The sequence below is a fragment of the Hansschlegelia quercus genome, from assembly GCF_004310425.1.
Lineage (GTDB): Bacteria > Pseudomonadota > Alphaproteobacteria > Rhizobiales > Methylopilaceae > Methylopila > Methylopila quercus.
This window is the reverse complement of the sequence record NZ_SIUB01000004.1, coordinates 101,932-125,913: the sequence shown is the minus strand read 5'-3', so window position 1 is coordinate 125,913 and position 23,982 is coordinate 101,932. Positions and strand designations below refer to the sequence as shown.

At 66.6% G+C, this 23,982-nt stretch carries 27 protein-coding genes; 18 read left to right on the top strand and 9 right to left on the bottom strand.

Translation table 11 applies throughout. The features are described from left to right. Positions 1–84 precede the first annotated feature (84 nt). The 9 genes from purS (at position 85) to grxD (ending at position 6,322) form a co-directional block, all read left to right on the top strand. Positions 85–327 carry a phosphoribosylformylglycinamidine synthase subunit PurS gene (gene purS / locus EYR15_RS10040; RefSeq protein WP_131003409.1) on the top strand — a complete coding sequence of 81 codons (243 nt, stop codon included), beginning with the start codon at positions 85–87 and terminating at the stop codon, positions 325–327. After that, positions 324–908, top strand: coding sequence for a hypothetical protein (locus EYR15_RS10035; RefSeq protein WP_131003408.1), 585 nt, complete (start codon positions 324–326; stop codon positions 906–908). The genes purS and EYR15_RS10035 overlap by 4 nt, the downstream gene beginning before the upstream one ends. Before the next feature lie 125 nt (positions 909–1,033). Next, the gene (locus EYR15_RS10030; RefSeq protein WP_131003407.1) at positions 1,034–1,240 is read left to right on the top strand and encodes a hypothetical protein; all 207 of its coding nucleotides are present in this window, start codon (positions 1,034–1,036) and stop codon (positions 1,238–1,240) included. Further along, a complete protein-coding gene (locus EYR15_RS10025) occupies positions 1,218–1,910 on the top strand; it encodes a Fic family protein (RefSeq protein WP_131003406.1) in 693 nt (230 codons plus the stop codon). The genes EYR15_RS10030 and EYR15_RS10025 overlap by 23 nt, the downstream gene beginning before the upstream one ends. Further along, positions 1,907–2,593, top strand: coding sequence for a phosphoribosylformylglycinamidine synthase subunit PurQ (gene purQ / locus EYR15_RS10020; protein WP_131003405.1), 687 nt, complete (start codon positions 1,907–1,909; stop codon positions 2,591–2,593). The genes EYR15_RS10025 and purQ overlap by 4 nt, the downstream gene beginning before the upstream one ends. Continuing rightward, the gene (locus EYR15_RS10015; RefSeq protein WP_131003404.1) at positions 2,590–3,387 is read left to right on the top strand and encodes a DUF72 domain-containing protein; all 798 of its coding nucleotides are present in this window, start codon (positions 2,590–2,592) and stop codon (positions 3,385–3,387) included. Before purQ ends, EYR15_RS10015 begins: the two co-directional genes overlap by 4 nt. A 101-nt stretch (positions 3,388–3,488) precedes the next feature. Next, the gene (gene purL / locus EYR15_RS10010) at positions 3,489–5,708 is read left to right on the top strand and encodes a phosphoribosylformylglycinamidine synthase subunit PurL (protein ID WP_131003403.1); all 2,220 of its coding nucleotides are present in this window, start codon (positions 3,489–3,491) and stop codon (positions 5,706–5,708) included. A 15-nt stretch (positions 5,709–5,723) separates the two neighbouring features. Next, positions 5,724–5,993: a BolA family protein gene (locus EYR15_RS10005; protein WP_131003402.1), complete on the top strand. Its 270-nt coding sequence runs from the start codon at positions 5,724–5,726 to the stop codon at positions 5,991–5,993. After that, complete coding sequence (grxD, locus tag EYR15_RS10000) at positions 5,990–6,322, top strand: Grx4 family monothiol glutaredoxin (protein WP_131003401.1); 333 nt, start codon at positions 5,990–5,992, stop codon at positions 6,320–6,322. The genes EYR15_RS10005 and grxD overlap by 4 nt, the downstream gene beginning before the upstream one ends. Before the next feature lie 26 nt (positions 6,323–6,348). On the opposite strand, the gene EYR15_RS09995 is transcribed toward grxD, so the two are convergent. Continuing rightward, on the bottom strand, positions 6,349–7,944 hold the full coding sequence (locus EYR15_RS09995) for a putative bifunctional diguanylate cyclase/phosphodiesterase (protein ID WP_131003400.1): 1,596 nt from the start codon (positions 7,942–7,944) through the stop codon (positions 6,349–6,351). Between the two features lie 184 nt (positions 7,945–8,128). Here EYR15_RS09995 and EYR15_RS09990 point away from each other — a divergent pair, with 184 nt between their 5' ends. Then, entirely contained in the window at positions 8,129–9,019 is an 891-nt protein-coding gene (locus EYR15_RS09990; protein ID WP_131003399.1) for a metallophosphoesterase, read from the top strand. A gap of 187 nt (positions 9,020–9,206) precedes the next feature. On the opposite strand, the gene rpsD is transcribed toward EYR15_RS09990, so the two are convergent. The 3 genes from rpsD to EYR15_RS09975 all read right to left on the bottom strand — a co-directional run bounded on the left by rpsD (position 9,207) and on the right by EYR15_RS09975 (position 11,417). Beyond that, positions 9,207–9,824: a 30S ribosomal protein S4 gene (rpsD, locus tag EYR15_RS09985; RefSeq protein WP_131003398.1), complete on the bottom strand. Its 618-nt coding sequence runs from the start codon at positions 9,822–9,824 to the stop codon at positions 9,207–9,209. A gap of 207 nt (positions 9,825–10,031) precedes the next feature. Then, positions 10,032–10,730 (bottom strand): DUF1428 domain-containing protein, encoded by a 699-nt coding sequence (locus EYR15_RS09980; protein WP_131003397.1) that lies wholly within the window; start codon positions 10,728–10,730, stop codon positions 10,032–10,034. 15 nt (positions 10,731–10,745) lie between these two features. After that, on the bottom strand, positions 10,746–11,417 hold the full coding sequence (locus EYR15_RS09975; protein WP_131003396.1) for a glutathione S-transferase family protein: 672 nt from the start codon (positions 11,415–11,417) through the stop codon (positions 10,746–10,748). Positions 11,418–11,546: 129 nt separating this feature from the next. Between EYR15_RS09975 and EYR15_RS09970 the strand changes: the two genes are divergently transcribed. The 5 genes from EYR15_RS09970 (at position 11,547) to EYR15_RS09950 (ending at position 17,079) form a co-directional block, all read left to right on the top strand. Continuing rightward, positions 11,547–11,981 carry a MarR family winged helix-turn-helix transcriptional regulator gene (locus tag EYR15_RS09970; RefSeq protein ID WP_205741622.1) on the top strand — a complete coding sequence of 145 codons (435 nt, stop codon included), beginning with the start codon at positions 11,547–11,549 and terminating at the stop codon, positions 11,979–11,981. Positions 11,982–12,049: 68 nt separating this feature from the next. Next, entirely contained in the window at positions 12,050–13,966 is a 1,917-nt protein-coding gene (gene dnaG / locus EYR15_RS09965; RefSeq protein ID WP_131003394.1) for a DNA primase, read from the top strand. Between the two features lie 171 nt (positions 13,967–14,137). Next, complete coding sequence (gene rpoD / locus EYR15_RS09960) at positions 14,138–16,111, top strand: RNA polymerase sigma factor RpoD (protein ID WP_131003393.1); 1,974 nt, start codon at positions 14,138–14,140, stop codon at positions 16,109–16,111. A 27-nt stretch (positions 16,112–16,138) separates the two neighbouring features. Then, positions 16,139–16,357, top strand: a complete 219-nt coding sequence (locus EYR15_RS09955; RefSeq protein ID WP_205741610.1) for a hypothetical protein — start codon at positions 16,139–16,141, stop codon at positions 16,355–16,357. Between the two features lie 116 nt (positions 16,358–16,473). Beyond that, positions 16,474–17,079, top strand: coding sequence for a YceI family protein (locus EYR15_RS09950; RefSeq protein WP_131003392.1), 606 nt, complete (start codon positions 16,474–16,476; stop codon positions 17,077–17,079). Between the two features lie 36 nt (positions 17,080–17,115). On the opposite strand, the gene EYR15_RS09945 is transcribed toward EYR15_RS09950, so the two are convergent. Further along, positions 17,116–17,853 carry an SIMPL domain-containing protein gene (locus tag EYR15_RS09945; protein WP_245498242.1) on the bottom strand — a complete coding sequence of 246 codons (738 nt, stop codon included), beginning with the start codon at positions 17,851–17,853 and terminating at the stop codon, positions 17,116–17,118. Positions 17,854–18,081: 228 nt separating this feature from the next. On the opposite strand from EYR15_RS09945, the gene EYR15_RS09940 reads away from it, so the two are divergent. Beyond that, positions 18,082–18,585: a YciE/YciF ferroxidase family protein gene (locus EYR15_RS09940; RefSeq protein WP_131003390.1), complete on the top strand. Its 504-nt coding sequence runs from the start codon at positions 18,082–18,084 to the stop codon at positions 18,583–18,585. A gap of 194 nt (positions 18,586–18,779) precedes the next feature. On the opposite strand, the gene EYR15_RS09935 is transcribed toward EYR15_RS09940, so the two are convergent. Then, positions 18,780–19,154, bottom strand: a complete 375-nt coding sequence (locus EYR15_RS09935; RefSeq protein WP_205741609.1) for a DUF6481 family protein — start codon at positions 19,152–19,154, stop codon at positions 18,780–18,782. A gap of 135 nt (positions 19,155–19,289) precedes the next feature. Further along, the gene (gene arfB / locus EYR15_RS09930) at positions 19,290–19,709 is read right to left on the bottom strand and encodes an alternative ribosome rescue aminoacyl-tRNA hydrolase ArfB (RefSeq protein WP_131003389.1); all 420 of its coding nucleotides are present in this window, start codon (positions 19,707–19,709) and stop codon (positions 19,290–19,292) included. Positions 19,710–19,840: 131 nt separating this feature from the next. On the opposite strand from arfB, the gene EYR15_RS09925 reads away from it, so the two are divergent. Next, positions 19,841–20,512 carry an MgtC/SapB family protein gene (locus EYR15_RS09925; protein ID WP_131003388.1) on the top strand — a complete coding sequence of 224 codons (672 nt, stop codon included), beginning with the start codon at positions 19,841–19,843 and terminating at the stop codon, positions 20,510–20,512. Here the strand turns inward: EYR15_RS09925 and EYR15_RS09920 are convergent. After that, on the bottom strand, positions 20,509–21,111 hold the full coding sequence (locus tag EYR15_RS09920) for a hypothetical protein (RefSeq protein ID WP_131003387.1): 603 nt from the start codon (positions 21,109–21,111) through the stop codon (positions 20,509–20,511). The genes EYR15_RS09925 and EYR15_RS09920 overlap by 4 nt on opposite strands. A gap of 142 nt (positions 21,112–21,253) precedes the next feature. Between EYR15_RS09920 and EYR15_RS09915 the strand changes: the two genes are divergently transcribed. Beyond that, positions 21,254–21,544 (top strand): hypothetical protein, encoded by a 291-nt coding sequence (locus EYR15_RS09915; RefSeq protein ID WP_131003386.1) that lies wholly within the window; start codon positions 21,254–21,256, stop codon positions 21,542–21,544. A gap of 157 nt (positions 21,545–21,701) precedes the next feature. On the opposite strand, the gene katE is transcribed toward EYR15_RS09915, so the two are convergent. Next, positions 21,702–23,804: a catalase gene (gene katE / locus EYR15_RS09910; protein ID WP_245498241.1), complete on the bottom strand. Its 2,103-nt coding sequence runs from the start codon at positions 23,802–23,804 to the stop codon at positions 21,702–21,704. Positions 23,805–23,982: the final 178 nt, after the last annotated feature.

Below are 23,982 nucleotides of genomic sequence, written 5' to 3'. Positions count from 1 at the left end.
ACATGCCAGCCGATAGATGTGGCCTTGGAACGGATCAGGCTTTAAACGGCTGCTTAGACACCGATCCTCGTTCCCGGAGCCGACATGAAGGCGCGCGTCACCGTCACGCTGAAGAACGGCGTCCTCGATCCGCAGGGCAAGGCGATCCAAGGCGCGCTCGGCTCGCTCGGCGTCGACGGCGTCGAGAGTGTGCGGCAGGGCAAGCTGTTCGACGTCGAACTCGCGACCTCCGACCCGGCGGAAGCCGAGGCTACGCTGAAGGCGATGTGCGAAAAGCTGCTCGCGAACACGGTAATCGAGAGCTACCGTTTCGAGATCGCTTCGTGAGCCGCGCGCTCGCGGCCGTCGCGATCCTCGCGCTGTCTGTCGCGCCCGCCATAGCGGAGACCTTCGTCGGCCCCTCGAACAGCTTCACGCTCGAATTCGACGGCGACTGGTCGGTCATCCAGGCGCAAAACCGGGGCGGCGTGGTCTGCACCGAGACCGCCTGCGGAAAGGACCGCGTGGCCTGCCTCGTGCTGCCGCGCTCCGACGAGGCCGCGAAGCCCGGCAAGCCGCTGCCCGACATGCTGGTCGACCGGTTCGGCGACCGCCTGGTCTCGATGCCGCCCGCCGGCATGAAATCCGAATATGTCGAGAAGTTCGCAGCCCGTACGATCGGCGACGTCTCGGGCTCGTGGGCCGAGATCCGCTCGAGCGGAGAAAAGCCTTCGGTGCATTTCGGGCTGTTCCTGTTCGCCGCGCCCGGATTCGACATCGCGCTCAGCTGCGGCTCGCCGGAAGGCAGCTGGCCCGCACACAAGGCGAGGATCGAAAAGCTGCTCGGAAGCGTGAAGCTTGGCGCCGTCTCGGAGGCACCCCCTGCTGTTGGCCCACAGATTCCCGGCGCCCAACTACAGCCGAGATAGGCGATCGGCGGCGCTAGCTATGCAGGTCCTGCTCTATGCCTCCCGCAATCGTTCCGCCACGATGGCCAGCCAGAATCGGATTTTGGTTCCGGCTCTCAAACGCGCCTTATTCGGAAAATGTCGCTATGCCCAAAGCACTCGAAGAACTCATAAGAGCCGCGAAACAGATTACGCCATCGGCGGAGCAGCGAGAGCGGCAACGCCGAAGTTTCGCGTTCGGAAACACCCATTTTGAAAACAGCTTAATCACGCGTGAGATGATCGATAGGGAAGCCGAAAAACTCGATCAGGCCGCTCAGGCGGATAGCGATGACCGACCCGTTAAACGGTGAAGCCGCTCGTCATAGCCGGGCGCTCGAACCGGAGTTGATTTCGGATCCTATCAAGAAGGCGGAAGCCGAAGCGAGGAACGGGCTTCGCCAGTACGATGCCGGCGAGAGGGTCATTCAGGAGGCGATCGAGCGAGGAGAGTTCCGGCTAAGGCCTTCCCTCATTCTTGGACTGCAACGTGAGGCGCTTGCGGGAATCAGCAGCTACGCGGGCAATTACCGACCTGCTGGCGTAGCCATCGAAGGCAGCAAGCACGAACCTCCAGGGGCTCATTTCGTCGCCGAACTGGTTGAAGACCTCTGCGACTACGTCAACCAAAACTGGGAAACGAAGACCGCAATTCATCTCGCGGCATACATTATGTGGCGGTTGAACTGGATTCATCCTTTCGCGGACGGGAACGGCCGAACCTCGCGGACAACCGCGTATATCGTCCTCTCAGTTAAGCTCCGGGCTCTGCTTCCCGGCTCGCCAACGATTCCTGATCAGATCGTCGATAACCGAACCCCGTATTTTGACGCGCTAGACTCTGCCGATTTGGCGTTTCTAGGGGGAGCGACGAACGTCGAGGACATGGAAAAGTTGCTTGGCGTCTTACTCGCTGTGCAACTCCGCAACGCTTACGAACAAGCGGGAGGTGATATGACCACCGAAACGCGAGGCGACGAATGAAGTCCGCGGTCATTCTCTTTCCCGGCTCGAACCGCGAGCGCGATGTGGCGAATGCGCTGAGGCGCGCAGGCGGCGCGGTCGAGATCGTCTGGCATGGCGAGAGCGAGCTTCCGACCGGGACCGATCTCGTGGTGCTGCCGGGCGGCTTCTCCTATGGCGACTATCTCCGCTGTGGCGCGATCGCTGCGCGATCGCCCGTGATGGACGCAGTGCGCGCGCATGCGGAGCGGGGCGGCAAGGTGCTTGGCATCTGCAATGGCTTCCAGATCCTGGTCGAGAGCGGGCTGCTGCCGGGCATCCTCACCCGCAATCGCGACCTGCGCTTCATCTGCCGCGAGCAGCACCTCAAGGTCGAGCGCGCCGACACCGCCTTCACCAAGGGCTATGCCGCGGGTCAGGTGATCGAGGTCTGCGTGGCGCATGGCGAGGGCAATTACTTCGCCGATCCCGAGACGGTCGCGCGGCTCGAGGGCGATGGCCGCGTGGCGTTCCGCTATTGCGACGCGGACGGCTCGGTCGGCGGGCTTTCGAACCGCAATGGCTCGATCAACGACATCGCCGGGATCTATTCGGAAAACCTCAACGTGCTCGGCATGATGCCGCATCCCGAGAACTTGGTGGACGCTGCGGTGGGCGGCACCGACGGGGCGGCTCTGTTCTCCGGCCTCGCGAAGGCCGCATGACGAGCGGGACGATCCGGGTCGGGATCGGCGGCTGGACCTTCGAGCCCTGGCGGGGCGTGTTCTACCCCGACGACCTCGTCCAGAAGCGCGAGCTCTCTTACGCCGCGGAGCGCCTCACCGCGATCGAGATCAACGGCACGTTCTACGGCGCTCAGAAGCCGGAGAGCTTTCGCAAATGGGCGTCCGAGACGCCCGACGACTTTGTGTTCTCGCTGAAAGGGCCGCGCTTCGCGACCAACCGGCGCGTTCTCGGCGAAGGCAAGCAGTCCGTTGACCGGTTCCTCGACGGCGGGGTGGCTGAACTAGGACCTAAGCTCGGCCCGATCCTCTGGCAGCTTTCCGCGACCAAGCGCTTCGACGCCGACGACATCGCGGCCTTTCTCGAGCTGCTGCCGCCCGAGCGGCACGGCCTCAAGCTGCGGCACGTCATAGAAGCGCGGCACCCCAGCTTCGCCGACCCGGCCTTCGTGACGCTGCTGCGGCAGGCCAATGTCGCGCAGGTCATCCTCGACGATCCGGAAGACCCGATGATTGCGGACGCCACGGCCGACTTCGTCTATCTCCGGCTGAAACGGGCCGAGGAGAGCGTCGAGACCGGATATTCCAACGGCGACCTCGACGCATGGGCCGGGCGGCTGAAGACCTATGCGGAAGGTGGCGTCCCGAAGGACCTGCCGACGCTCGGCGAGGCGGCCCCAAAGAAACCGCGCGACGTGTTCGCTTTTTTCATCTCCGGAGCGAAGGTGAGGAATCCGGCGGCGGCGATGGCGATGATCGGGCGTCTGGCCGGCTGACGCACGCAGTGCGTCAGAGCGCGCTTTGGATACCCCGCTCTGGCGCCGTCCCGCCTCGTGCGTTAGCAAGGCCCCCTTCCAGCCTTTCCTCAGCGAGTCCGATGACTTCCACCGAGCCCGCCATCACGCCCGAACTCGTCGCCTCGCATGGCCTCAAGCCCGACGAGTATGAGCGCGTCCTGAAGCTGATCGGCCGGGAGCCCAGCTTCACCGAGCTCGGCATCTTCTCGGCGATGTGGAACGAGCACTGCTCGTACAAGAGCTCGAAACTCTGGCTGAAGACGCTGCCGGTCACCGGCCCCAAGGTCATCCAGGGTCCCGGGGAGAACGCCGGCGTGGTCGACATCGGAGACGGCGACGCCGTGGTCTTCAAGATGGAGAGCCACAACCACCCGTCCTTCATCGAGCCCTATCAGGGCGCGGCCACCGGCGTCGGCGGCATCCTGCGCGACGTCTTCACGATGGGCGCGCGACCTGTGGCGGCGCTGAACGCGTTGCGCTTCGGCGACCCCGAGCACCCGCGCACCCGCCATTTGGTGTCGGGCGTCGTTTCGGGCGTCGGCGGCTACGGCAACTCGTTCGGCGTGCCGACGGTCGGCGGCCTCGTCGGCTTCCATACGCGCTATGACGGCAACATCCTCGTCAACGCCATGGCCGTCGGCCTCGCGAAGGCGGATGCGATCTTCTACGCCAAGGCGACCGGAGTCGGCCTGCCCGTGGTCTATCTCGGCTCCAAGACCGGGCGAGACGGCATTCACGGGGCGACGATGGCCTCGGCCGAGTTCGACGAAGGTTCGGAGGAAAAGCGCCCGACCGTGCAGGTCGGCGACCCCTTCGCCGAAAAGCTGCTGCTGGAGGCCTGCCTTGAGCTGATGGCGTCCGGCGCCGTCGTCGCGATCCAGGATATGGGCGCGGCCGGCCTGACCTGCTCGGCGGTCGAGATGGGCGCCAAGGGCGACCTCGGCATCCGCCTCGATCTCGAGAACGTGCCGACCCGCGAAGAGGGCATGACGGCCTACGAGATGATGCTGTCGGAGAGCCAGGAGCGCATGCTCATGGTGCTCCACCCGGAGAAGGAGGCGGTCGCCCGCGCGATCTTCGTGAAGTGGGGCCTCGACTTCGCGGTGGTCGGCCACACCACCGACGACCTCCGCTTCAAGGTCTATCTCAACGGCGAGCTGAAGGCCGACCTGCCCATCAAGGAGCTCGGCGACGAGGCGCCGGAATATGATCGGCCGTGGGTCGAGACGCCGAAGGCTCAGGCCGTCGCCGCCGCCAACGTCCAGACGCAGGCGGATTCACGCGAGGCGCTGCTGACCCTGATAGGCTCGGCCGAGCTTTCCTCCCGCCGCTGGGTTTGGGAGCAGTACGACCACATCATTCTCGGCGAGACCGTGCAGAAGCCCGGCGGCGACAGCGCCGTCATCCGTGTCGACGGCGGGCCGAAGGGACTCGCGCTCACCGCCGACGTCACGCCGCGCTATTGCGAGGCGGACCCGTTCGAGGGGGGCAAACAGGCGGTGGCGGAAGCCTGGCGGAACCTCACCGCGGTCGGCGCGACGCCGCTCGCCGTCACCGACAACCTCAATTTCGGCAACCCCGAAAAGCCCGAAATCATGGGCCAGCTCGTCGGCTGCATCAAAGGCATCGGCGAAGCCTGCCGCGCGCTCGACTTCCCCGTCGTGTCCGGCAACGTGTCGCTCTACAACGAGACGCAAGGCCGCGCGATCCTGCCGACGCCGACCATCGGCGCGGTCGGCGTGCTCGCCGACGTCGCGAAGAGCGCGACGATCGCCTTCAAGCGCGAGGGCGAGGCGATCATCCTGATCGGCGACACCAAGGGCTGGCTCGGCCGCTCCTGCTGGCTGTGGCTGGTCGCCGGCCGCGAGGAGGGAGCGCCGCCGCCGGTCGATCTCGCCTCGGAGAAGCGCAACGGGGATTTCGTCCGCTCGATGATCGCGGCCGGCGTCACGACGGCCGTGCACGACGTCTCCGACGGCGGGCTCCTCGTGGCGGTCGCGGAGATGGCGCTCGCAGGCCGCATCGGCGCGCGTCTCGATCCGCCGCACTCCGGCACGGCGCATGGCTGGTTCTTCGGCGAGGATCAGGCGCGCTACGTCGTCTCGGTTCCCGAATCTCAGGCCGGCACCGTGGTTGATGCAGCGTCCGACGCGGGGATCATTGCGCTCAGGATCGGCGTCACCGGCGGGGAGCGATTGATTCCGGGCGACGAAGCCCCCATCCTTCTGTCCGAACTGCGGGAAGCCCACGAGGGCTGGTTCCCGCGCTACATGGCCGGGCCGGCGGTCGACGCCGCGTAAGGGAGCAAAGCTGCGATGCCGATGGACGCGCGCGAGATCGAGCGGCTGATCCGTGAGGCGCTTCCGGACGCGGAAGTCGAGATCCGCGATCTCGCGGGCGACGGCGACCATTATGCCGCCTCCGTCGTGTCCGAGAGCTTTCGCGGCAAGAGCCGCGTGCAGCAGCACCAGATCGTCTATCAGGCGCTCAAGGGCCAGATGGGCGGCGCGCTTCACGCGCTCGCCTTGCAGACCAGCGCCGGCCCCCAGCCCGAACCCGACACCAGAGAAGGCTTTGTCTTATGAGCGCCCACGACGAAATCGCCGCCGCCATCCGCGACAACGACGTCGTGCTCTTCATGAAGGGCACGCCGCAGTTTCCGCAGTGCGGCTTCTCCGGTCAGGTCGTTCAGATCCTCGACTATGTCGGCGCGCCGTATAAGGGCGTGAACGTGCTCGCGAGCGACGAGATGCGAAACGGCATCAAGGAGTTCTCGAACTGGCCGACGATCCCGCAGCTCTACGTCAAGGGCGAGTTCGTCGGCGGCTGCGACATCGTCCGCGAGATGTTCCAGGCGGGCGAGCTTCAGGCGCATCTGAAGGCCGCCGGGGTGCCGGTGAAGCAGCCGGCCTGAGCTGACTTCACCAGACGGCGGCCGGGTCAGCCGGCCGCGAGCCCTATGGGGCGGGCTGGGATCGAGATGAGCCGGGCCGCTTCGTCACCAGGCATCGGATGACCGAAGTAATAGCCCTGTCCGTAGGTGCAGCCCTTCTGCGTCAGATGGTCGGCCGATTGTGCGGTCTCGATGCCTTCCGCAGTGGTCTCAACATTCAGGCTGCGACCAAGCCCGACCAGCATGTTGATGAGCTTCCTGCCGCCGGCGTCGCGCTCCGCGGCCACGACAAAAGAGCGGTCGATCTTGATCTTGTCGAATTGCAGCAGCTGGAGTTTCGACAGGCTGGAATAGCCGGTCCCGAAGTCGTCCAGCGCAACGCGGATGCCGGCCGCCCGGACCGCCGCGAGGAATGCGCGGGCGGCGTCTATGTCGGTCATCACCGCGTCCTCGGTGATCTCGACCTCGATCCGAGACGGCGGGTAGCGGGTCTCCGCGAGCATTGATAGCAGCTTGAGCGCCAGCGCCGGCTCCTTCAGCTCGACGGGCGAAACGTTGACGGAGAGGATTGGATCGCCGGACCAGTTCCTCGATTGCTCGCACGCCTGGCGAAGAACGCCGAGCGTCAGGTCGGTGATGACGCCGATCTCCTCCGCCACGCCGATGAAAACCGCGGGCATCACGAGGCCTAGCTGCGGATGCTCCCATCGGGCCAGCACCTCGAAGCCGGCGACGGACGAATCCGCCAAGCGCACGAGCGGCTGGAAGTACGGACGGAACTCGCCTGAAGCGACGCCCCGCTTGATGTCGACCTCCAGCGAACGGCGGGCTTCGATCTCCTCCTCCATGCTTTTTTCGAAGAATCGAAACAGGCCGCGGCCCTCGCGCTTGGCCCGATAGAGCGCGATATCGGCGGCGCGCAGCATCGCCTCCTCCGACGATTTATTGCTGGCGCTCTGTGCGATCCCGAGGCTCGCGGAGATCGTGACCTCGACGTCTTTAGTGGCGATAGGCAGCGTCAGCGAGGAGGCGATCCGCTCCACGAGCGATACGATCTCGGTCCCGTGCATGCTCTTCATGTCGATCACCGCGGCGAATTCGTCCCCGCCCAAGCGTGCGACAAGCCCGCCCCGCCCGACCACCGCCTCGAGACGCTCCGCCACGACGCAAAGAACGGCGTCGCCCGCGGCGTGGCCGTTCACGTCGTTGATCGTCTTGAAATCGTCGATGTCGATCATGATGAGCGCATAAGCGCCGGATGTCCGCCGTACGACCTCGGCGGAGAAGACGCGTCGGTTGACCAAGCCGGTGAGCGGGTCATGCCGCGCAAGCGTAAGGCTCTCCGCCTGCGCTGCCGCCAGCCGGACATTGGTTCGGTCGAGGTTGCGGAAGAGCAGGAACAGAAGCACGCCCGGGACGAGCAGCGACACCGCGGAGAAGCCCGTCGAGGTCAGGATGAAGCGCAGGCGTTCTTCTTCCTCGTAGCTTTCGTCATAGGGGATCCCGAACAGGGACGACGCCATCGCCTCAAGCCCGGTTTCCCAAAGCCAGGCGAGGATGAAGGTGGTTCCGAGCACGAGCGCGACCAGAGCCGCGATGCTCGCGAGGCGGCGCCAGAATGAAGAAATGGCGGGTGCTGTCATGACGGGTATTATCCTGATACCCGCTTAGCGTGCGTGGCCTAGATTACCGAATTCTCTCCAGCTCCAGCCCGTTCCGCGTGAGACGCGCATTTTCTGTGCAGGGTTAACCCGCTCTACAGAGTCGCGTCATCAGGTTGCCGACAAGCTTGCCTCGCGCCGCAGGCTATGAAGGGCTGACCTCTCCATGCCTCTGATCTCCCGTCGCGCTCTCCTGGCCTCCGCCGGCGCGGGCTTTCTCGTCGCAGGCTCGGGAGCGGCCTATGCCGGCATCATCGAGCCTTCGCTGATGCTGCGGGCGACAGAGTACCGGCTGACGCCGCCAGGCTGGCCCGCCGACTTCCCGCTTACCGTCGCCGTCATCTCCGACGTTCATGTCTGCGAGCCCTACGTGCCGATGTCGCGCGTCAAGCGCATCGTCGATTTCGTCAACGCGCTGAAACCGGACCTCATCGTTCATCTCGGCGACCACGAGGCGACCTATCGCTTCGTCTCCCGCCGGGTGCCGCCGCGCGAATGGGCGGCGGCCTACGCCGACCTTTCCGCGCCGCTCGGCCTCTACACCGTGCTCGGCAACCACGACTGGTGGCAGAACCACGAGGAAATCCGGGCGGCGCTCGACGGCGCCCGCATCCGCGTCATGACGAACGAGGCGGAGCTGCTCGAGCACAATGGACGGCGCTTCTGGCTCGCGGGACTCGGCGACCAGCTGGCGCACTGGCTCGGCGGCGGCCTGTTCCGCGGCGAGGACGACCTGCCCGCGACGCTCGCCCAGATCAAGACCGACGATCCGGTGCTGATGCTCGCGCATGAGCCGGACGTGTTCGACCAGATGCCGGCGCGCGTGTCACTGACCTTCGCGGGCCACACCCATGGCGGGCAGATCTACATCCCCGGCTTCCGCAACCCGCTTCTCGTGCCCGATTATGTCGGCCGCTTCCGCTACGGGGTGGTCGAGGCCGGCGGGCGGCACATGATCGTCTCTGGCGGCATCGGCATGAGCGGCCTGCCGGTCCGCTTCGGCGTGCCGCCGGAAGTCGTCGTGGCGCGGCTGGGGAATCCTGCGGCGTTCGCGTAGAGCAACGCCGTCATCCCGGACGGCGCGTCATCGCCGAGCCGGGATCGTCCTCAGAAATCCGGCGCCGCTTCGTTCTGATGACGATCCCGGCTCTCGCTGTGCTCGGCCGGGATGACATCTGGCGCGCCCCAACGAAAAGGCCGCCTCGGAGGGCGGCCTTCGAATTCGCATCAGCCGTGAGAACCGATCAGCGCGAGTAGAACTCGACGACCAGGTTCGGCTCCATGTGCACGGGGTAGGGCACCTCGGTCAGCGCCGGGATGCGCACATACTTCGCGATCATCCGGCCGTGATCGACCTCGAGATAGTCCGGCACGTCGCGCTCGCCGGAGGCCGCGGCCTCGAGGACGATGGCGAGTTCCTTGGACGACTCCTTCACTTCCACCACGTCGCCGACCTTCACGAGGTAGGACGGGATGTTAACGCGGCGGCCGTTCACCTTGACGTGGCCATGGTTCACGAACTGACGCGCGGCGAAGGGGGTCGGCACGAACTTGGCGCGATAGACCACCGCGTCGAGACGACGCTCCAGCAGGCCGATCAGGTTCGCGGAGGTGTCGCCCTTGAGACGGGTCGCCTCGGCGTAGATCCGGCGGAACTGCTTCTCGGTGATCGAGCCGTAATAGCCCTTGAGCTTCTGCTTGGCGCGGAGCTGCACGCCGAAGTCGGAGAGCTTGCCCTTGCGGCGCTGGCCGTGCTGGCCGGGACCGTATTCGCGGCGGTTGACCGGGCTCTTCGGGCGGCCCCAGATGCTCTCGCCCATGCGGCGATCGATTTTGTACTTCGAGGCGTGTCGCTTCGACATCGCGTCCTCCTGAGACATAGGTTGAGGAACGCGCCCTCCTGCTTCTCTCCATAGGGAGAGACGACAGGTCCGGTCGTTGCGAGAACGCCGGACCGCGGGTGCGCAAAACAAACCGCGCGGCGCCATGAGGCCCCGCGCGATGGCGGTTCTCTAGAGGCGCAGGACCTTCGTGTCAATGAAGCGATCGAAGGCTGCGGCCGGCTGTCGTCAGGCGTCGAGGATCGGCGCGAACCCGCCGAACACCGCCCGCTTGGCGTCAAAGGGCAGGTTCTGCATGCGCGGGTCCGTCATCACGGTCTTCCAGGCGGCTTCGCGCGTCTCGGACGACGGCCACTCGATCCAGGCGTAGACGACGGTCTCGTCATCCTCGGCCATGACCGCGCGCTTGTAGTCGGTGACCTTGCCGTCGGGCGTGTCGTCTCCCCAGCCATGGACCACGCGCGCCGCGCCGTGCTCCAGAAGCGCGCCGACCACTCTCTCGCAGGCGGCGCGGTAATCGTCGCGCTCGGCCGTGCGGACCGGCGTCAGCATGCCGTCGATATAAGCGACCCGACCGCGAGCGCCTTGGTCCACGATCGGCGCGAAACCTCCGAAGATCATGCGCTTGCCGTCGAAAGGCATGTCGTCTTCACCCATACCCATCTCTTTCATCTTCTCGTGCGCGGCGTCGCGCGTCGCTCTGTCCGGGTATTCGATCCACGACAACACGACCGCCTCGTCCTCGGTCGCCTTCACCGCGCGCTTGAAGTCGGTGAGGACGCCGTCCGGCACGTGCTCGCCCCAGGCCTCGACCAGTCGCGTCGCGCCGAACTCCATGAACGCCGGCGCGACTTTCTCGGCGAGGGCGAGATAGGCGTCCTTGTTGGCGGCGGGGACCGCGAGGACGAATCCGTCGAAATAAGCCATGGCGCTTCTTCTCAACTATTGGACGGAAGGCTGCGGCTCGAACGCCGCGAGCTGGTCGGCGAGGGCGCGCTGGAAGGCAGGGCGCGCTTCGCAGCGCGCGACATAGGCCGCCAGATTGTCGATCCGGCTCACGAGGTCGGTGTGCCGGAGGCCGCGCAGCACGGTCGTCATGACGATGTCGGCGACGGTGAAGCGTCCCGCGAGATGCGCCTTCGGCCCGAGCGCGTCCGAGACGCAGCCGAGCTTGGCCTCGATCGCGGCGACCAGCGAGGGGCGGCGAAGCGTCGCCCAGTCCTCGCCTCGCGCGAAGACGTCGACCGTCGCAAGCTCCATCACCAACGGCTCGACGTTGTTCAGCGCCGCGAACAGCCAGCACAGCGCCCGCGCTCGTCCGTCGGCGTCTTGCGGCATCAGCGCCGCGCTACCCTCCGCAACGTGGAGGACGATGGCGCCGGATTCGAACATGCTGACGTCGCCGTCGCGGAAGGCCGGAACCTGCCCGAAAGGCTGCTCCGAGAAGTACTCCGCCGGCCGTCGCCGTCGCGCGTCGAACAGACGCTCGGCGTAAGGCAATCCGGCCTCCTCCAGCGCCCAGCGCGCACGGATGTCGCGCACGAGCCCCTTGGCGAAGTCCGGGACCCAGTCGAAGGCGGTGATCTCGATCGGCGCGCTCGGGTTGACGGGCATGGGGGCTTCTCGCTCTCCTTGTCTTTATGTTGATATCAACCTATATTGCCGTCGTCAAATCGGCGATGACGAAGCGTGACCAGAACAGTCGGCTCAGAAGCTCAGGACGAGGCGGCGGAACCGACCGCGCTGTCGGCGTCGTTCGAGACCACGCTGTTCATCCGCGACCATTGCCTGTGCCTCTCCGCCCAACGAGCGGCGCGCGCCTTGTCGCGGCGGTTCGACGAGGCGTTGCGACCCGCGGGAATCACCAGCGGGCAGTTCTCGCTGCTCACCTCGCTCAACCGGCCGGTCCCGCCGGCGATCGGCTCGGTCGCCGCGCTGCTCGCGATGGACCGCACAACGCTGACCGCGAACCTGAAGCCGCTGGAGCGGAAGGGCCTCGTCGCCACGCAAGTCGACCCGAAGGATCGTCGCGGCCGCCTGCTGCGGCTGACGGAGGCGGGTCTTTCGACGCTGCAGGCGGCGACGCCGATCTGGGAGCGGACCCATCGCGAGATCGAGCGGCTTCTTGAACCGGATGCGCCGGATCGGGTTCGCGCCGGCCTCGCCGCGCTGCGGTAAGCGGGCCGCCCCTGTGGATAGCGGGCGCCGGCCCCCGCGACTCGCTTGCTCCTATATACTTGCGCGCGATGCGGTTCACGCCCTCCTTCCTCGACGACCTGCGCCAGCGGCTTCCCGTGTCGGAAGTCGTGGGCCGTCGCGTCAAGCTGAAGCGGCAGGGGCGCGAATACGCGGGGCTGTCGCCTTTCAACGCCGAGAAAACGCCGTCCTTCTTCGTGAACGACCAGAAGGGCTTCTATCACTGCTTCTCGTCCGGCAAGCACGGCGACGTCTTCAAGTTCCTGATGGAGGTCGAGGGCCTGACCTTCCCCGACGCCGTGGCGCAGGTCGCCGAGATGGCTGGCGTCGCGCTGCCCAAGGACACGCCCGAGGAGGCCGAGCGGCAGGAGCGGCGCGCGGGTCTTGTCGAGATCATGGACATGGCGGCGCGCTTCTATGAAGGCGAGCTGCAGGGCAGGGCGGGGGCCGCTGCCCGCGGCTATCTCGCGGGCCGGGCCCTCTCGCCGCAGACGCAGGCCGCATTCCGCATGGGCTACGCGCCGAACGACCGCTCGGCGCTGAGAAGCCACCTGAAGGGGCGCGGGATCTCCGTCGCCGACATGGTCGAGGCGGGCCTGCTGGTCTCCGGCGACGACGTGCCTGAGCCGTTCGACCGCTTCCGCGACCGCATCATGTTCCCGATCGAGGATTCACGCGGCCGGGTTATCGCCTTCGGCGGCCGGGCGATGTCCGCGGACATCCCCGCGAAGTACCTGAACTCGCCGGAGACGCCGCTCTTCCACAAGGGCGGGACGCTCTACAACCACCACCGCGCCAAGGCCGCCGCCCAGCAGGCCGGCACGGTGGTGGCGGTCGAGGGCTATATCGACGTCATCGCGCTTGCGGCCGCCGGCATCGGCCATGTCGTCGCTCCGCTCGGAACGGCTCTGACGCCGGAGCAGATGGAGATGCTCTGGCGCATGACGCCGGAGCCGATCCTGTGCTTCGACGGCGACAAGGCCGGACGGCGGGCGGGCTTCCGCGCGATCGAGACTGCGCTGCCGCTGCTCGCGCCCGGCCGGTCGCTGCGCTTCGCCTTTCTGCCCGAGGGGCAGGACCCGGACGACCTCGTGCGCTCCGAGGGCCGGGCGGCGATGGAGGCGATCCTCGGCGCCGCCGCCCCGCTCGTCGACATGTTGTGGGCGCGCGAGCTCGACGCCGGGCCGACCGACACGCCGGAACGCGCCGCGGCTTTCGAGACGCGGCTGCGCGAGGCGCTGAATGCGATCCGCGACGAGACGGTGAAGCGGCATTACCGCACGGCGATCGACGCCCGCCTCGCCCAGTTCGGCCGGCCGGCCAGCCAGGCCCGGCGGGCTTATGGCGCGCGGGGGCCAGGGGGGCGACCGCAGCAGCGGGGCGGCGGCGCCCGCGGCGGTTGGCGCGGCGCGCCGCAGGTCACCGCGCCGACGCTCTCCGCCGCCGCGGCCGCGGGCCCCGCCTCCGGCCGGTTCGCCGCGCGCGAGGTCGCGCTCGTCATGGTCATCGCCAACCACCCGAGTTTGCTGGACGAGCTCGCGGAAGCCTTTGCCGAGCTCGAATTTTCGAGCCGCGACCTCGATCGCCTGCGGCGCGCCATGCTGGACGCCTACGCCCATGGCGCGCATGACCGGGATGCGATGCGCGCGGAGCTTGATCACGGCGTCTGCGGACCCCTGGCGGAGCGCGCGCGCGCGGCCCTGCCGCCGAGCGAATGGTGGGCGGCGCCGGAGGCCGATCTTGCCGACGCCGCGCTCGCGTGGCGGCACGTCAGCGCCTTGCATATCAAGGTGCGGGCGCTACATAGGGAACTCCGCGAGGCGGAGATGGAATTCGGGCGGGATTTCACCGACGACAATTTTCGTCGGATCGTCGAGATACAACGGCAGCTAGCGACGGCGGAAGGCGCCGAGGCCTCGATCGAGGGCTTCGGCGGGGCCTCCGGACGTGTCGTTCGGCCGATGTGACGCGGTGATCTCGCCGAAAAGGCGGTCCCGTCGACAGGGTTAATCTAGGCGTTAAGGCGCCTAGCGTTAAGTGTAGGCGTTGATTCGCCGTCCTTTCAGTGAAATGAGACGGCGAGAAGCGAGAGCGTGAACGCGGCCGGCCCTTGAGGCCGCCGTGGAGAATGGACGGCGATGGCGACCAAAGTACAGGCGAAAGACGAGGGCGAGACCGCGGCTCCGGAGACCGAAGCCGGCCCGCTGCTCGACCTCAACGATCAGGCCATTCGGCGCATGATCAAGGCCGCGAAGAAGCGCGGCTATGTGACCAATGATGAGCTGAACGAGGTTCTGCCCTCGGACCAGAACACCTCGGACCAGATCGAAGACGTGCACGCGATGCTCAACGAGATGGGCATCAACGTCATCGATTCCGAGGAGGCCGACGAGCGCGCCGAGGGCAAAGACGAAGACGACGACGAGCCGGCCGGCGGCGACCTGGTCGAGGCCCCGCGCCCGGGCGCCGTCACAGTCACCCAGAAGGCCGAGCCCACCGACCGCACCGACGATCCCGTCCGCATGTATCTGCGCGAGATGGGCTCGGTCGAGCTGCTGTCGCGCGAAGGCGAGATCGCGATCGCCAAGCGCATCGAGGCCGGCCGCGAGGCGATGATCGCGGGCCTCTGCGAAAGCCCGCTGACCTTCCAGGCCATCATCATCTGGCGCGACGAGCTGAACGAGGGGAAGATCCTGCTCCGCGAGATCATCGATCTCGAGGCGACCTACGCCGGACCCGACGCCAAGCCCGACGCGACCCAGCCGCAGCCGGAAGCCGAGGCCGAGGAGGCTGAAGCCGAAACGCCGCCCGAGGGCGACCTCGAAGACGACGACATGGAGAACAATGTCTCGCTTTCCGCCATGGAGACCGAGCTGAAGCCGAAGGTCGTCGAGACCTTTGACGCAATCGCCGACGACTATAAGAAGCTGCGCCGCCTGCAGGACCAGAACGTCGAGAACCGTCTGCAGAACAAGACGCTCTCCCCGGCCCAGGACCGCAAGTACAAGAAGCTGAAGGACGACATCGTCGTCAACGTGAAGTCGCTGTCGCTCAACCAGCACCGCATCGACGCGCTGGTGGAGCAGCTTTACGACATCAACAAGCGGCTGGTCGCGCTCGAAGGCCGGCTGATGCGGCTCGCGGAGTCGTTCGGCGTCGATCGCATCGACTTCCTCAAGCAGTACCAGGGCTACGAGCTCGATCCGAACTGGATTCGCCGCGTCGCGGGACTGGGCGCCAAGGGCTGGAAGGGCTTCGTCGCGGCCGAAAAGGACCTCGTGAAGGACATCCGCGGCGACATCCACAATCTCGCGACTGAGACCGGCCTCGAGATCCAGGAGTTCCGCCGCATCGTCCAGATGGTGCAGAAGGGCGAGCGCGAGGCCCGGCAGGCGAAGAAGGAGATGGTCGAGGCGAATCTGCGCCTCGTGATCTCGATCGCCAAGAAATACACCAACCGCGGCCTGCAGTTCCTGGACCTGATCCAGGAGGGCAACATCGGCCTGATGAAGGCGGTGGACAAGTTCGAGTACCGCCGCGGCTATAAGTTCTCGACCTACGCGACGTGGTGGATCCGGCAGGCGATCACCCGCAGCATTGCGGATCAAGCAAGAACGATCCGCATCCCGGTCCACATGATCGAGACGATCAACAAGATCGTCCGCACCTCGCGCCAGATGCTGCACGAGATCGGCCGCGAGCCGACCCCGGAAGAGCTCGCCGAAAAGCTCGCCATGCCGCTCGAAAAGGTCCGCAAGGTCCTCAAGATCGCCAAGGAGCCGATCTCGCTCGAGACGCCGATCGGCGACGAGGAGGACAGCCATCTCGGCGACTTCATCGAGGACAAGAACGCGATCCTGCCAATCGACGCCGCGATCCAGTCGAATCTGCGCGAGACGACGACGCGCGTGCTGGCCTCGCTCACGCCCCGCGAGGAGCGCGTGCTGCGCATGCGCTTCGGCATCGGCATGAACACCGACCACACCCTCGAAGAGGTCGGCCAGCAGTTCTCGGTGACGCGCGAGCGCATTCGCCAGATCGAAGCCAAGGCGCTTCGCAAGCTGAAGCACCCGAGCCGGTCTCGGAAGCTACGGAGTTTCCTCGACAACTGAGCGGTCGCCCGGCTGCGGAGAGCTCCGATGGCCGGGCGCAAGTCGGCGCCACGCCGCATCCCCTACGCCGACCGCAACGGCCGGTCCGGCGTGCTCGCTTACACGCTCGGCGCCGGCTTCATCGATCTCTGGTTCCAGGACGGCGACGATGCGCCGGCTCGCACAGGCGGGCGAGGGCCTCGCGACCTACGTCAACAGGCACGTCAGGACCAATTACGCGCGCAAGATTTGAATGGCGCGCCATAGCCGCCGCGAGGCGCGCTGAGCGGGCGTAGGCGCACGCGGGCTCGTGAAGCGGCGCGGCTTCCTTTCTACGCTGCGCGCGGTCAGATAGAGTCCTCGCTTTCCGAAGGACGCCCCCGATGAAGAAGCTCGCCTCGGCCATCGCTCTCGCGCTCAGCCTCGCAGCGGGGCCCGCGCTCGCTCAGGAAATTCCCGGCAAGGCTGATGTCAGCCGCGTGAAGGCTGGCACGTACAAGGTCGACCCGAACCATACCCAGGTCGCCTGGTCCGTCGACCACATGGGCTTCTCCACTTTGTTCGGCCTGTTCGGCCAACCCTCGGGATCACTCACGATCGATCCGAAGGAGCCCGCGAAGGCGGAGCTGGAGGTGATCTTCCCGATGAAGGGCCTGAGGGTCACGTCCGAGAAGTTCGCGGCCCATCTCGCCACCGCCGAGCTGCTGGATGCCGCGAAATTCCCTGAAGCGACCTTCAAATCGCGCACCGTGGTCCCGGCCGGCGAGAAGGCGACGATTGAGGGCGACCTCACGCTCCACGGGGTGACGAAGCCGGTGATCCTGACCGCGTCGTTCCACGGCGCAGGAGTGAACCCGATGACGAAGGCGGAGACCATCGGGTTCTCCGCCACCACCACGATCAGGCGCAGCGATTTTGGCCTCGGCGCGTTTGTCCCGGTCGTCTCCGACACGGTCGAGCTTACGATCGTCAGCGCCTTCGAGAAGTAGGCCGTTCGCGGCCATACGGCCGCCCGGGCTGACGCCTCAGGGCGCCAACTCCCATTTCACGGTGACGCGCACCGTCAGCTCCTGCTCGCCCTGCGCGATCGGAGTGGCGGGGGCGGGGACGTCCAGCGCCTTGGCGCGCATCGTCATGGGACGAACCGGCTCCGGCGCGCCTCCCTGTTCCTCGATCATCAGCGGCGCGCCCAGCTTCGCGCCCGCTCCCGCGGCATAAAGCTCGGCCTTGCGGCGGGCGTCCGCCATGGCGGCGCGGCGCGCCTCGTCGAGCTTCGCGTCGGCGTCCGCGACGTCGAAGACCAGACCGTCGATCTGGTTCGAGCCGGCGTTCACCACCGCGTCGACGAGATCGCCGACGCCCGCCACGTTGCGCGCGCGGATCGAGACCGTGTTTCTCACCTCGTAGCCGACGAGCTTCGGCGTCCGCTGGCCGCCTTGGCCGTCGCCATAATCGTATTGCGGCTGAACCGAGAGGCCGGACGTTCCGACGTCGCGATCCTCGATCCCGGCCTGTTTGATCGCGGCGAGCGTCTTGGTCATCGCCGCGGCGTTGGCCTTGAGGGCGGCGGCGGCCGACGGCGCCCGCGTCACCACGCCTGACGTGAGCAAAGCGCGGTCAGGCGCGGCCGACGCCGTGCCCTCTCCGGAGACAGTGACAGATGGCCTCGCGGCCGGCTCCTGCGCGGAAGCGAAAGCCGGCGCGAGCAGGCACGAGGCGAGGGCGCCTGTCGCCGCGATGCCGATGATAAGCCGCATAGCCATGGTCTCCGGTCGCGCTTGCGCTTGAGGGCCAGGGGCGGCGCGCCGACGCGTCCCTGCGCCCCCTTCATCTCGGACCATTGCGACGGGGGTTAGGCGAAGGCCATCCAGCCCTTGAAGACCGACACGATCGGAACCGATCGCCGCCGGCAGTTGTTGTCAGTGCAGGAGCCTCACATTGACAGATGTCGGGGTGTTAAGGACGTCAATCACAAAGAGAGGATTCCAGTCATGGGCCTGTTCTCCAAGGATATCAAAACGCTCGACGATCTGTTCGTGCATCAGCTGCAGGACATTTATTACGCCGAGAAGCAGATCCTCTCCGCGCTGCCGAAGATGATCGACAAGGCGACTGCGCCGGAGCTGAAGCAGGGGCTGCAGAGCCACTTGACCGAAACCGAGGAGCACGTACGCCGCCTCGAGCAAGTGTTCGAGATGCACGGCGCCGAGATCAAGACCACGAAGTGTCCGGCGATCAACGGCATCATCGAAGAGGCCAACGAGGTCTCCGGCGAGGTCTCGGACAAGCAGGTGCTGGACGCCGCGATCATCGCCGCATCGCAGGCGGTCGAGCATTACGAAATGACGCGCTACGGCACGCTGATCGCCTGGGCGAAGCAGCTCGGCCGCGCGGACTGCGCGTCGGTGCTTGAAAAGACGCTCAGCGAGGAAAAGGCGGCCGATCGCAAGCTTACGGCGCTCGCCGAAGGCGGCGTGAACCGTCAGGCCGCCTGAAAGCCGCATCTGGCCGTATGATGATCGAAGCCCGCCGGCCGTCCGGCGGGCTTTTGTTTGGTCCGCAGGCCGGCGGTCGCGGCCGATATGACGGGCGCGCAGTCATGTCGGCCCAATGAGGCCACGTGGCCAAAGAAAAGCCCCGCAAGCTGTCGGCTGGCGGGGCTTTCTAATTCTAGCGCTGCGAAGAAGCGTCAGGCGCTCTTGCGCGTCTGGTCGCGATCGCCGCCACGTGGCTTCATGTCCGCGATCACGCGGGCGGCCAAGGCATACTTCGCGGCGTTGATGACCTTCGGTCGGGCGGCGAGACGCTCGGCCTCGGCCTGAGCGCGGGCAGCCTCTTCCTCAGCCTTGATGCGGGCGATTTCCGCTTCCTTCTCGGCGGCTACGCGGGCGGCCTCGGCGGCCTTTGCGGCGAGCCGCGCCTCACGGGCCTCGGCAATCGCCTGGCGCTCAGCGCGCTTCTGTTCAGCAGCCGGATCATTCGCCGCGGTCTTGAACCTCTCAAGCAGCTTCTGCTTGGCGTCACGAGCGGAATCGCGGCGGGTTTGGAAGGTATCTTCCTTCATGCAGTCAGTGGCCTCGAAATTTGGATGTTGGATAGGGGCTGCACATAGTGCCTGCGGCCTCAAAATGCAACGGTTTGAGTTTATTGAGCGATCGAATGGCGCATTTGCGTGGCGGTTCGGTCGCACAAGGCTCCGTCAGTCGCCGCCGACGGGGCCCCTCAGCGCCTTGGTCGCTCCGCGCCGATGCTTGCCATCGAGCCTCCGCCCCTTGGACGCGAGCGTCGGACGCGTAGGGCGGCGCGGCCTCGGCCGTTCGGCAGCCTCTGCGATCATGGCCACCAGCCGCTCGATCGCCTCCTCGCGATTGTCCCCCTGCGTCCGGCGGCTCTGCGCGGTCAGCACGATCACGCCGTCCTTGGTGAGCCTAGCGCCGGCGAGCCGCATCAGCCGGATCGCGACGTCGTTTGGCAACGACTGCGAACGCCTTGCGTCGAAGCGCAACTGCACCGCCGTCGAGACCTTGTTGACGTTCTGCCCGCCCGGCCCGGACGCCCGCACGAAAGCGAGCTCGATCTCGTCCTCATCGATCGCGATCGTGTCGGTGACGCGGATCATGTCCCAGGTCCGGAAGCCTTCGCAGCCCCTCATGCACGCATTGCTGCCGTCGATCCAGCGCGATGACGCGTCTCTTGATCCGTAGCGCGTCGAGGAGGAACCTGACTGGCTGAGGTTCGGAGGGGGAGAGGATGACCAATCTCGAACTCGTCGTGCGGCTCGTCGCCGCCGCGGCGGCCGGCGGGGTCGTCGGCGTCGAGCGCGAGCGGCTGCTGTGGGCGGCGGGCCTGCGCACCCACATGCTGGTCTGTCTCGGCGCCTGCCTCGCCATGATCGTCTCGATCCACGGCTTCGGCGACACGGTCGGCGTCGAAGGCGTGGTGCTCGATCCCTCGCGCGTCGCGGCTCAGGTCGTGTCCGGCGTGAGCTTCCTCGGCGCGGGCACCATTCTCATGCGCGGCGAGGTCGTGCGCGGCCTGACGACCGCGGCGAGCCTCTGGAGCGTTGCGGCGGTCGGCCTCGCGATCGGCGGCGGGCTCTACGTTCCGGGCGCCGCGGCGACGCTGATCATCCTGGCGATCCTCGCCGGCGTGAAGCCGATCGCGCGCAGCTACCAGGACCGGCTGCACGCCCGGCAGCTCGAGTTTCTTGCGCCGAGCGGCGCGCTGACGATCGACAAGCTGCGCGACATCGCGGGACCGCGCGCGTCGCGCGTGCGCCAGTTCGTGTCGCGTCCGGCGGAGCGCGCGGGCTGCGACGAGGTCAGCATCTCTTTCGTGCGGCTGTCGCAGACGAGCGTCGATGAAATCGCCCGCCAGCTCACCGAGATCGACGGCGTGACCCTTGTGAAGGAGGCGCGCTAGTCCGCGCCCCAGCCGATCGACACAGAGCTCACCGTCGGCTTCACCACGCGCAGCGCCTTATCGGCTGACGACACGCGCTTGTCGCCCGAGACCTTGTCAAGCGCCTTTTCGGGCGCGCCCTCGGCGTAATTGAACTGGACGGACGGGCCGCAATCGCCCGGAACCTTGGAGAGCGCGCCGCCCTTCCAGTCGACGACGTTGCCGCCGAGATCCCAGCCGAAGCCGTTCATCACGAAGGGGCGGCCGTTGAGCTTCTCCACCGCGGTCAGGTCGAGCCCGACGGAGAGGCCGGCGAAGCTGCCCTTGGCCTCGTCCGTCAGCCTCACTTCGCTTGGCCGCTTCCTGGCGGCCTCGTCGCTCCACAGGATCTGAATCCGCCGCGCCGGGTCGTCCGGGAACAGCACGGTCGCCTGCAACTGCTCGCCTTCGGCGCCGTCGATCGTCTCGGTCCGCACGTTCGCCTTGCCGAAAGTCTCGATCAGCGAGGCCTCGATCGCGTCGCGGCCGATCGGGCCGTCGCAGGTGAGCGTCAGCGGCGGCTCGGCGAGGGCCGCAAGCGGCGCCAGCGCCAGCGCAGCGATGACGAACGATCTTAGCATGGATGTCCCCCCGGTCCCCGGCGGATATCAGCGCCGAGGCAAGGCCAAACCGCAAGAGCCTGAGAGCCTTCGGTCAGTCGGGGGAACGCTTCCGTCGCTCAAGTCGTTGACATCGCGACAAAAGATCAAAGGAGACGTGAGCATGCGCAAGATCGCCGTCGCAACCATCGCCGCTCTCTCGCTTGCCGGGAGCCTCGGGTTCGCGAACGCTCAAGAGAGCATGAAGGCCAGTCCGGCTACCGGCAGCTACGGCACGGGCACGCCGGCCCGCAGCGACAGCGCCGATTCCATAACGCCCTCGAAGGACGCGGAATCCAGCTACGGCACCGGCACGGCCGCGCGCGCGAGCAGCGGCGGCCCGACGGAAACTGGCGCAGCGACCGGCGCTAAATGCGCGGACGGCAAGACCCCCGGCGCCGGCGGAAGCTGCTGAAGACGCGCTGACTTTTCCGCTCGGCCAACCGTCGCCGAGCCGCTTGCAAAAGCAAAAACCCGCGGGATGCAATCCCGCGGGTTTTTTGATGGAATGACGGGCGCGCCTGCGACGCGACCAGCGGCGGCTTCATGAGCCGCCGCTGGGGCCGACGGCCTTAGACCGCGTGAACGGCCTTCTCGCGCTCCCAGAACCGCAGCTCGCCGAGCGCTGACAGGAAGCTCTTCACGTCGCCAGAAGCGCCGATTTCGAACATCCCGCCGTCCAGTTGCGCGCCGGCCTTGTCGAGGAGCGGCTTTGCGGATGGCGCGAAGGCGATGAACTTCGCGTGGGCGAAAGCGTCGGCGACGAAGTCTCGCGCCGTCGCTTCTTTCATGAGCAATGCGCAGCCGTCTTCGGAAGGAAGCAGCGCGACGGCGTCATAGAGCACCGACGGGCCGCCATTGATCTTCTGCTTGGCGGGGATGATCGTTCCGTCGTCGAGCTTTACGCCGCCGACCTTAGGGGCGACCAGCTCCACCATCGCGCCCTCCGCCTCCACGGCCTTGGCCAGCGCCTTCAGCAGCTTGGCGCTCGTGCCATCCGTGACGAGGACGCCGAGCTTGCGGCCTTCGAATGACTTCGGACCGTTCTTGATGATGCTGAGCGCCGGCGAAGGCGGAAGGTCGGCGATTATCGGCCGCGCCGGCGTCGCCGGCTTGGGAACAGAAGGCAGGCCCAGTCCGTCCGCCACCTTCTCGCCGAGCGCCTGATCGACCGTCAGCAGATGCGCGACCATGCGCGCGCGTATCTCGGGCGTCTCGACCTTGGAAAGCTCGAAAACGAAAGCGTCCTTGATATGCGTCTGCTCCGGCTCGGTCTGGCTCAGATAGAACTGCCGAGCCTGACTGTAGTGATCGGCGAACAGCTCCGCACGGGCGCGCCGCTTCGTGCCGGAGACCTCTTCCGGGTAGGTCTTGAAGCCGCGCTTCGGATCTTCGCGCGGCCCGAGTCCAAAGGAGTTCGGCTCGTAGTTCACCCGCCCCTTGGGATTGTGCATAGCCATGTGGCCGTCCTGCTGGAAATGAGCGAAGGGGCAACGCGGCGCATTCACGGGGATATGCGTGAAGTTCGGGCCGCCGAGACGCTTCAGCTGCGTGTCCAGATAGGAGAAGTTGCGGCCCTGCAGCAGCGGGTCATTGGTGAAGTCGATCCCGGGCACGACGTTCTGCGTCATGAACGCGACCTGCTCCGTCTCGGCGAAGAAGTTGTCGACGACGCGGTCGAGCACCAGCCGCCCGACCTTGCGGACGGGGACCATCTCTTCGGGGATGATCTTGGTCGCGTCGAGCACGTCGAACGGGAACTGATCGGCGAAATCCTCGTCGAAGAGCTGGAGGCCGAGCTCCCATTCCGGGAAGTCTCCGGAGCCGATGGCGTCCCACAGATCGCGGCGGTGGAAGTCGGGATCCGCGCCGTTGGTCTTCACGGCCTCGTTCCACACGACCGACTGCAGGCCGAGCTTCGGCTTCCAGTGGAACTTCACGAAGGTCGCTTTGCCCTCCGCGTTGACGAAGCGGAAGGTGTGGACGCCGAACCCTTCCATGAAACGGAAGGACCGCGGGATTGTCCGGTCGGACATGATCCACAGCGCCATGTTGATGGATTCCGGGCTCAACGAGATGAAGTCCCAGAAATTGTCGTGCGCCGTCTGCGCCTGCGGAAAGCCGCGGTCGGGTTCCTGCTTGGCGGCGTGGATCAGGTCGGGGAACTTGATGGCGTCCTGGATGAAGAACACCGGGATGTTGTTGCCGACGAGGTCCCAGTTGCCCTCTTTGGTGTAGAACTTGACGGCGAAGCCGCGCACGTCGCGCGCGAGATCGGCCGAGCCCTTGTTGCCGGCGACGGTCGAGAACCGGACGAAGACCTCGGTCTTCTCGCCGGCGCGCTGGAAGAGATCAGCCGCCGTGATGTCGGAGAGCGACTCGTAGGGCTCGAAGAAGCCATGCGCGCCATAACCGCGGGCGTGAACCACGCGCTCCGGAATGCGCTCGTGGTCGAAGTGGAAGATCTTCTCGCGGAAGTGGGAGTCCTCGATCAGCGTCGGGCCGCGCAGGCCGGCCTTCAGGGAGTTCTGATCGTCCGCGACCGGCGTGCCCTGCGCAGTGGTGAGGACGGGCGTGTCGCCTTCCGCGATCTGATGCGTCTCGCCGCCTTCGCCGCGCTGGATCTTCAGATCGGCGATCGTCGCAGGCTTCGGCGGCTGGCTGGTCGAGGGCATTCGCGTCTCCATGATGTGCGAAACGGCGGCGTGCGCCGCTCTTCGAGAAGAACAGGCCCGCTTCGTCATTGTTCCAATTAAAGACAGCGAAAGGGGGTCGTCGCGTATGGCGCCGACGATGGTCGCAAGCGCGCGCAACGCCTTTTGTTAAGGGGTCGCCGCGCCAACTGAGAAGACG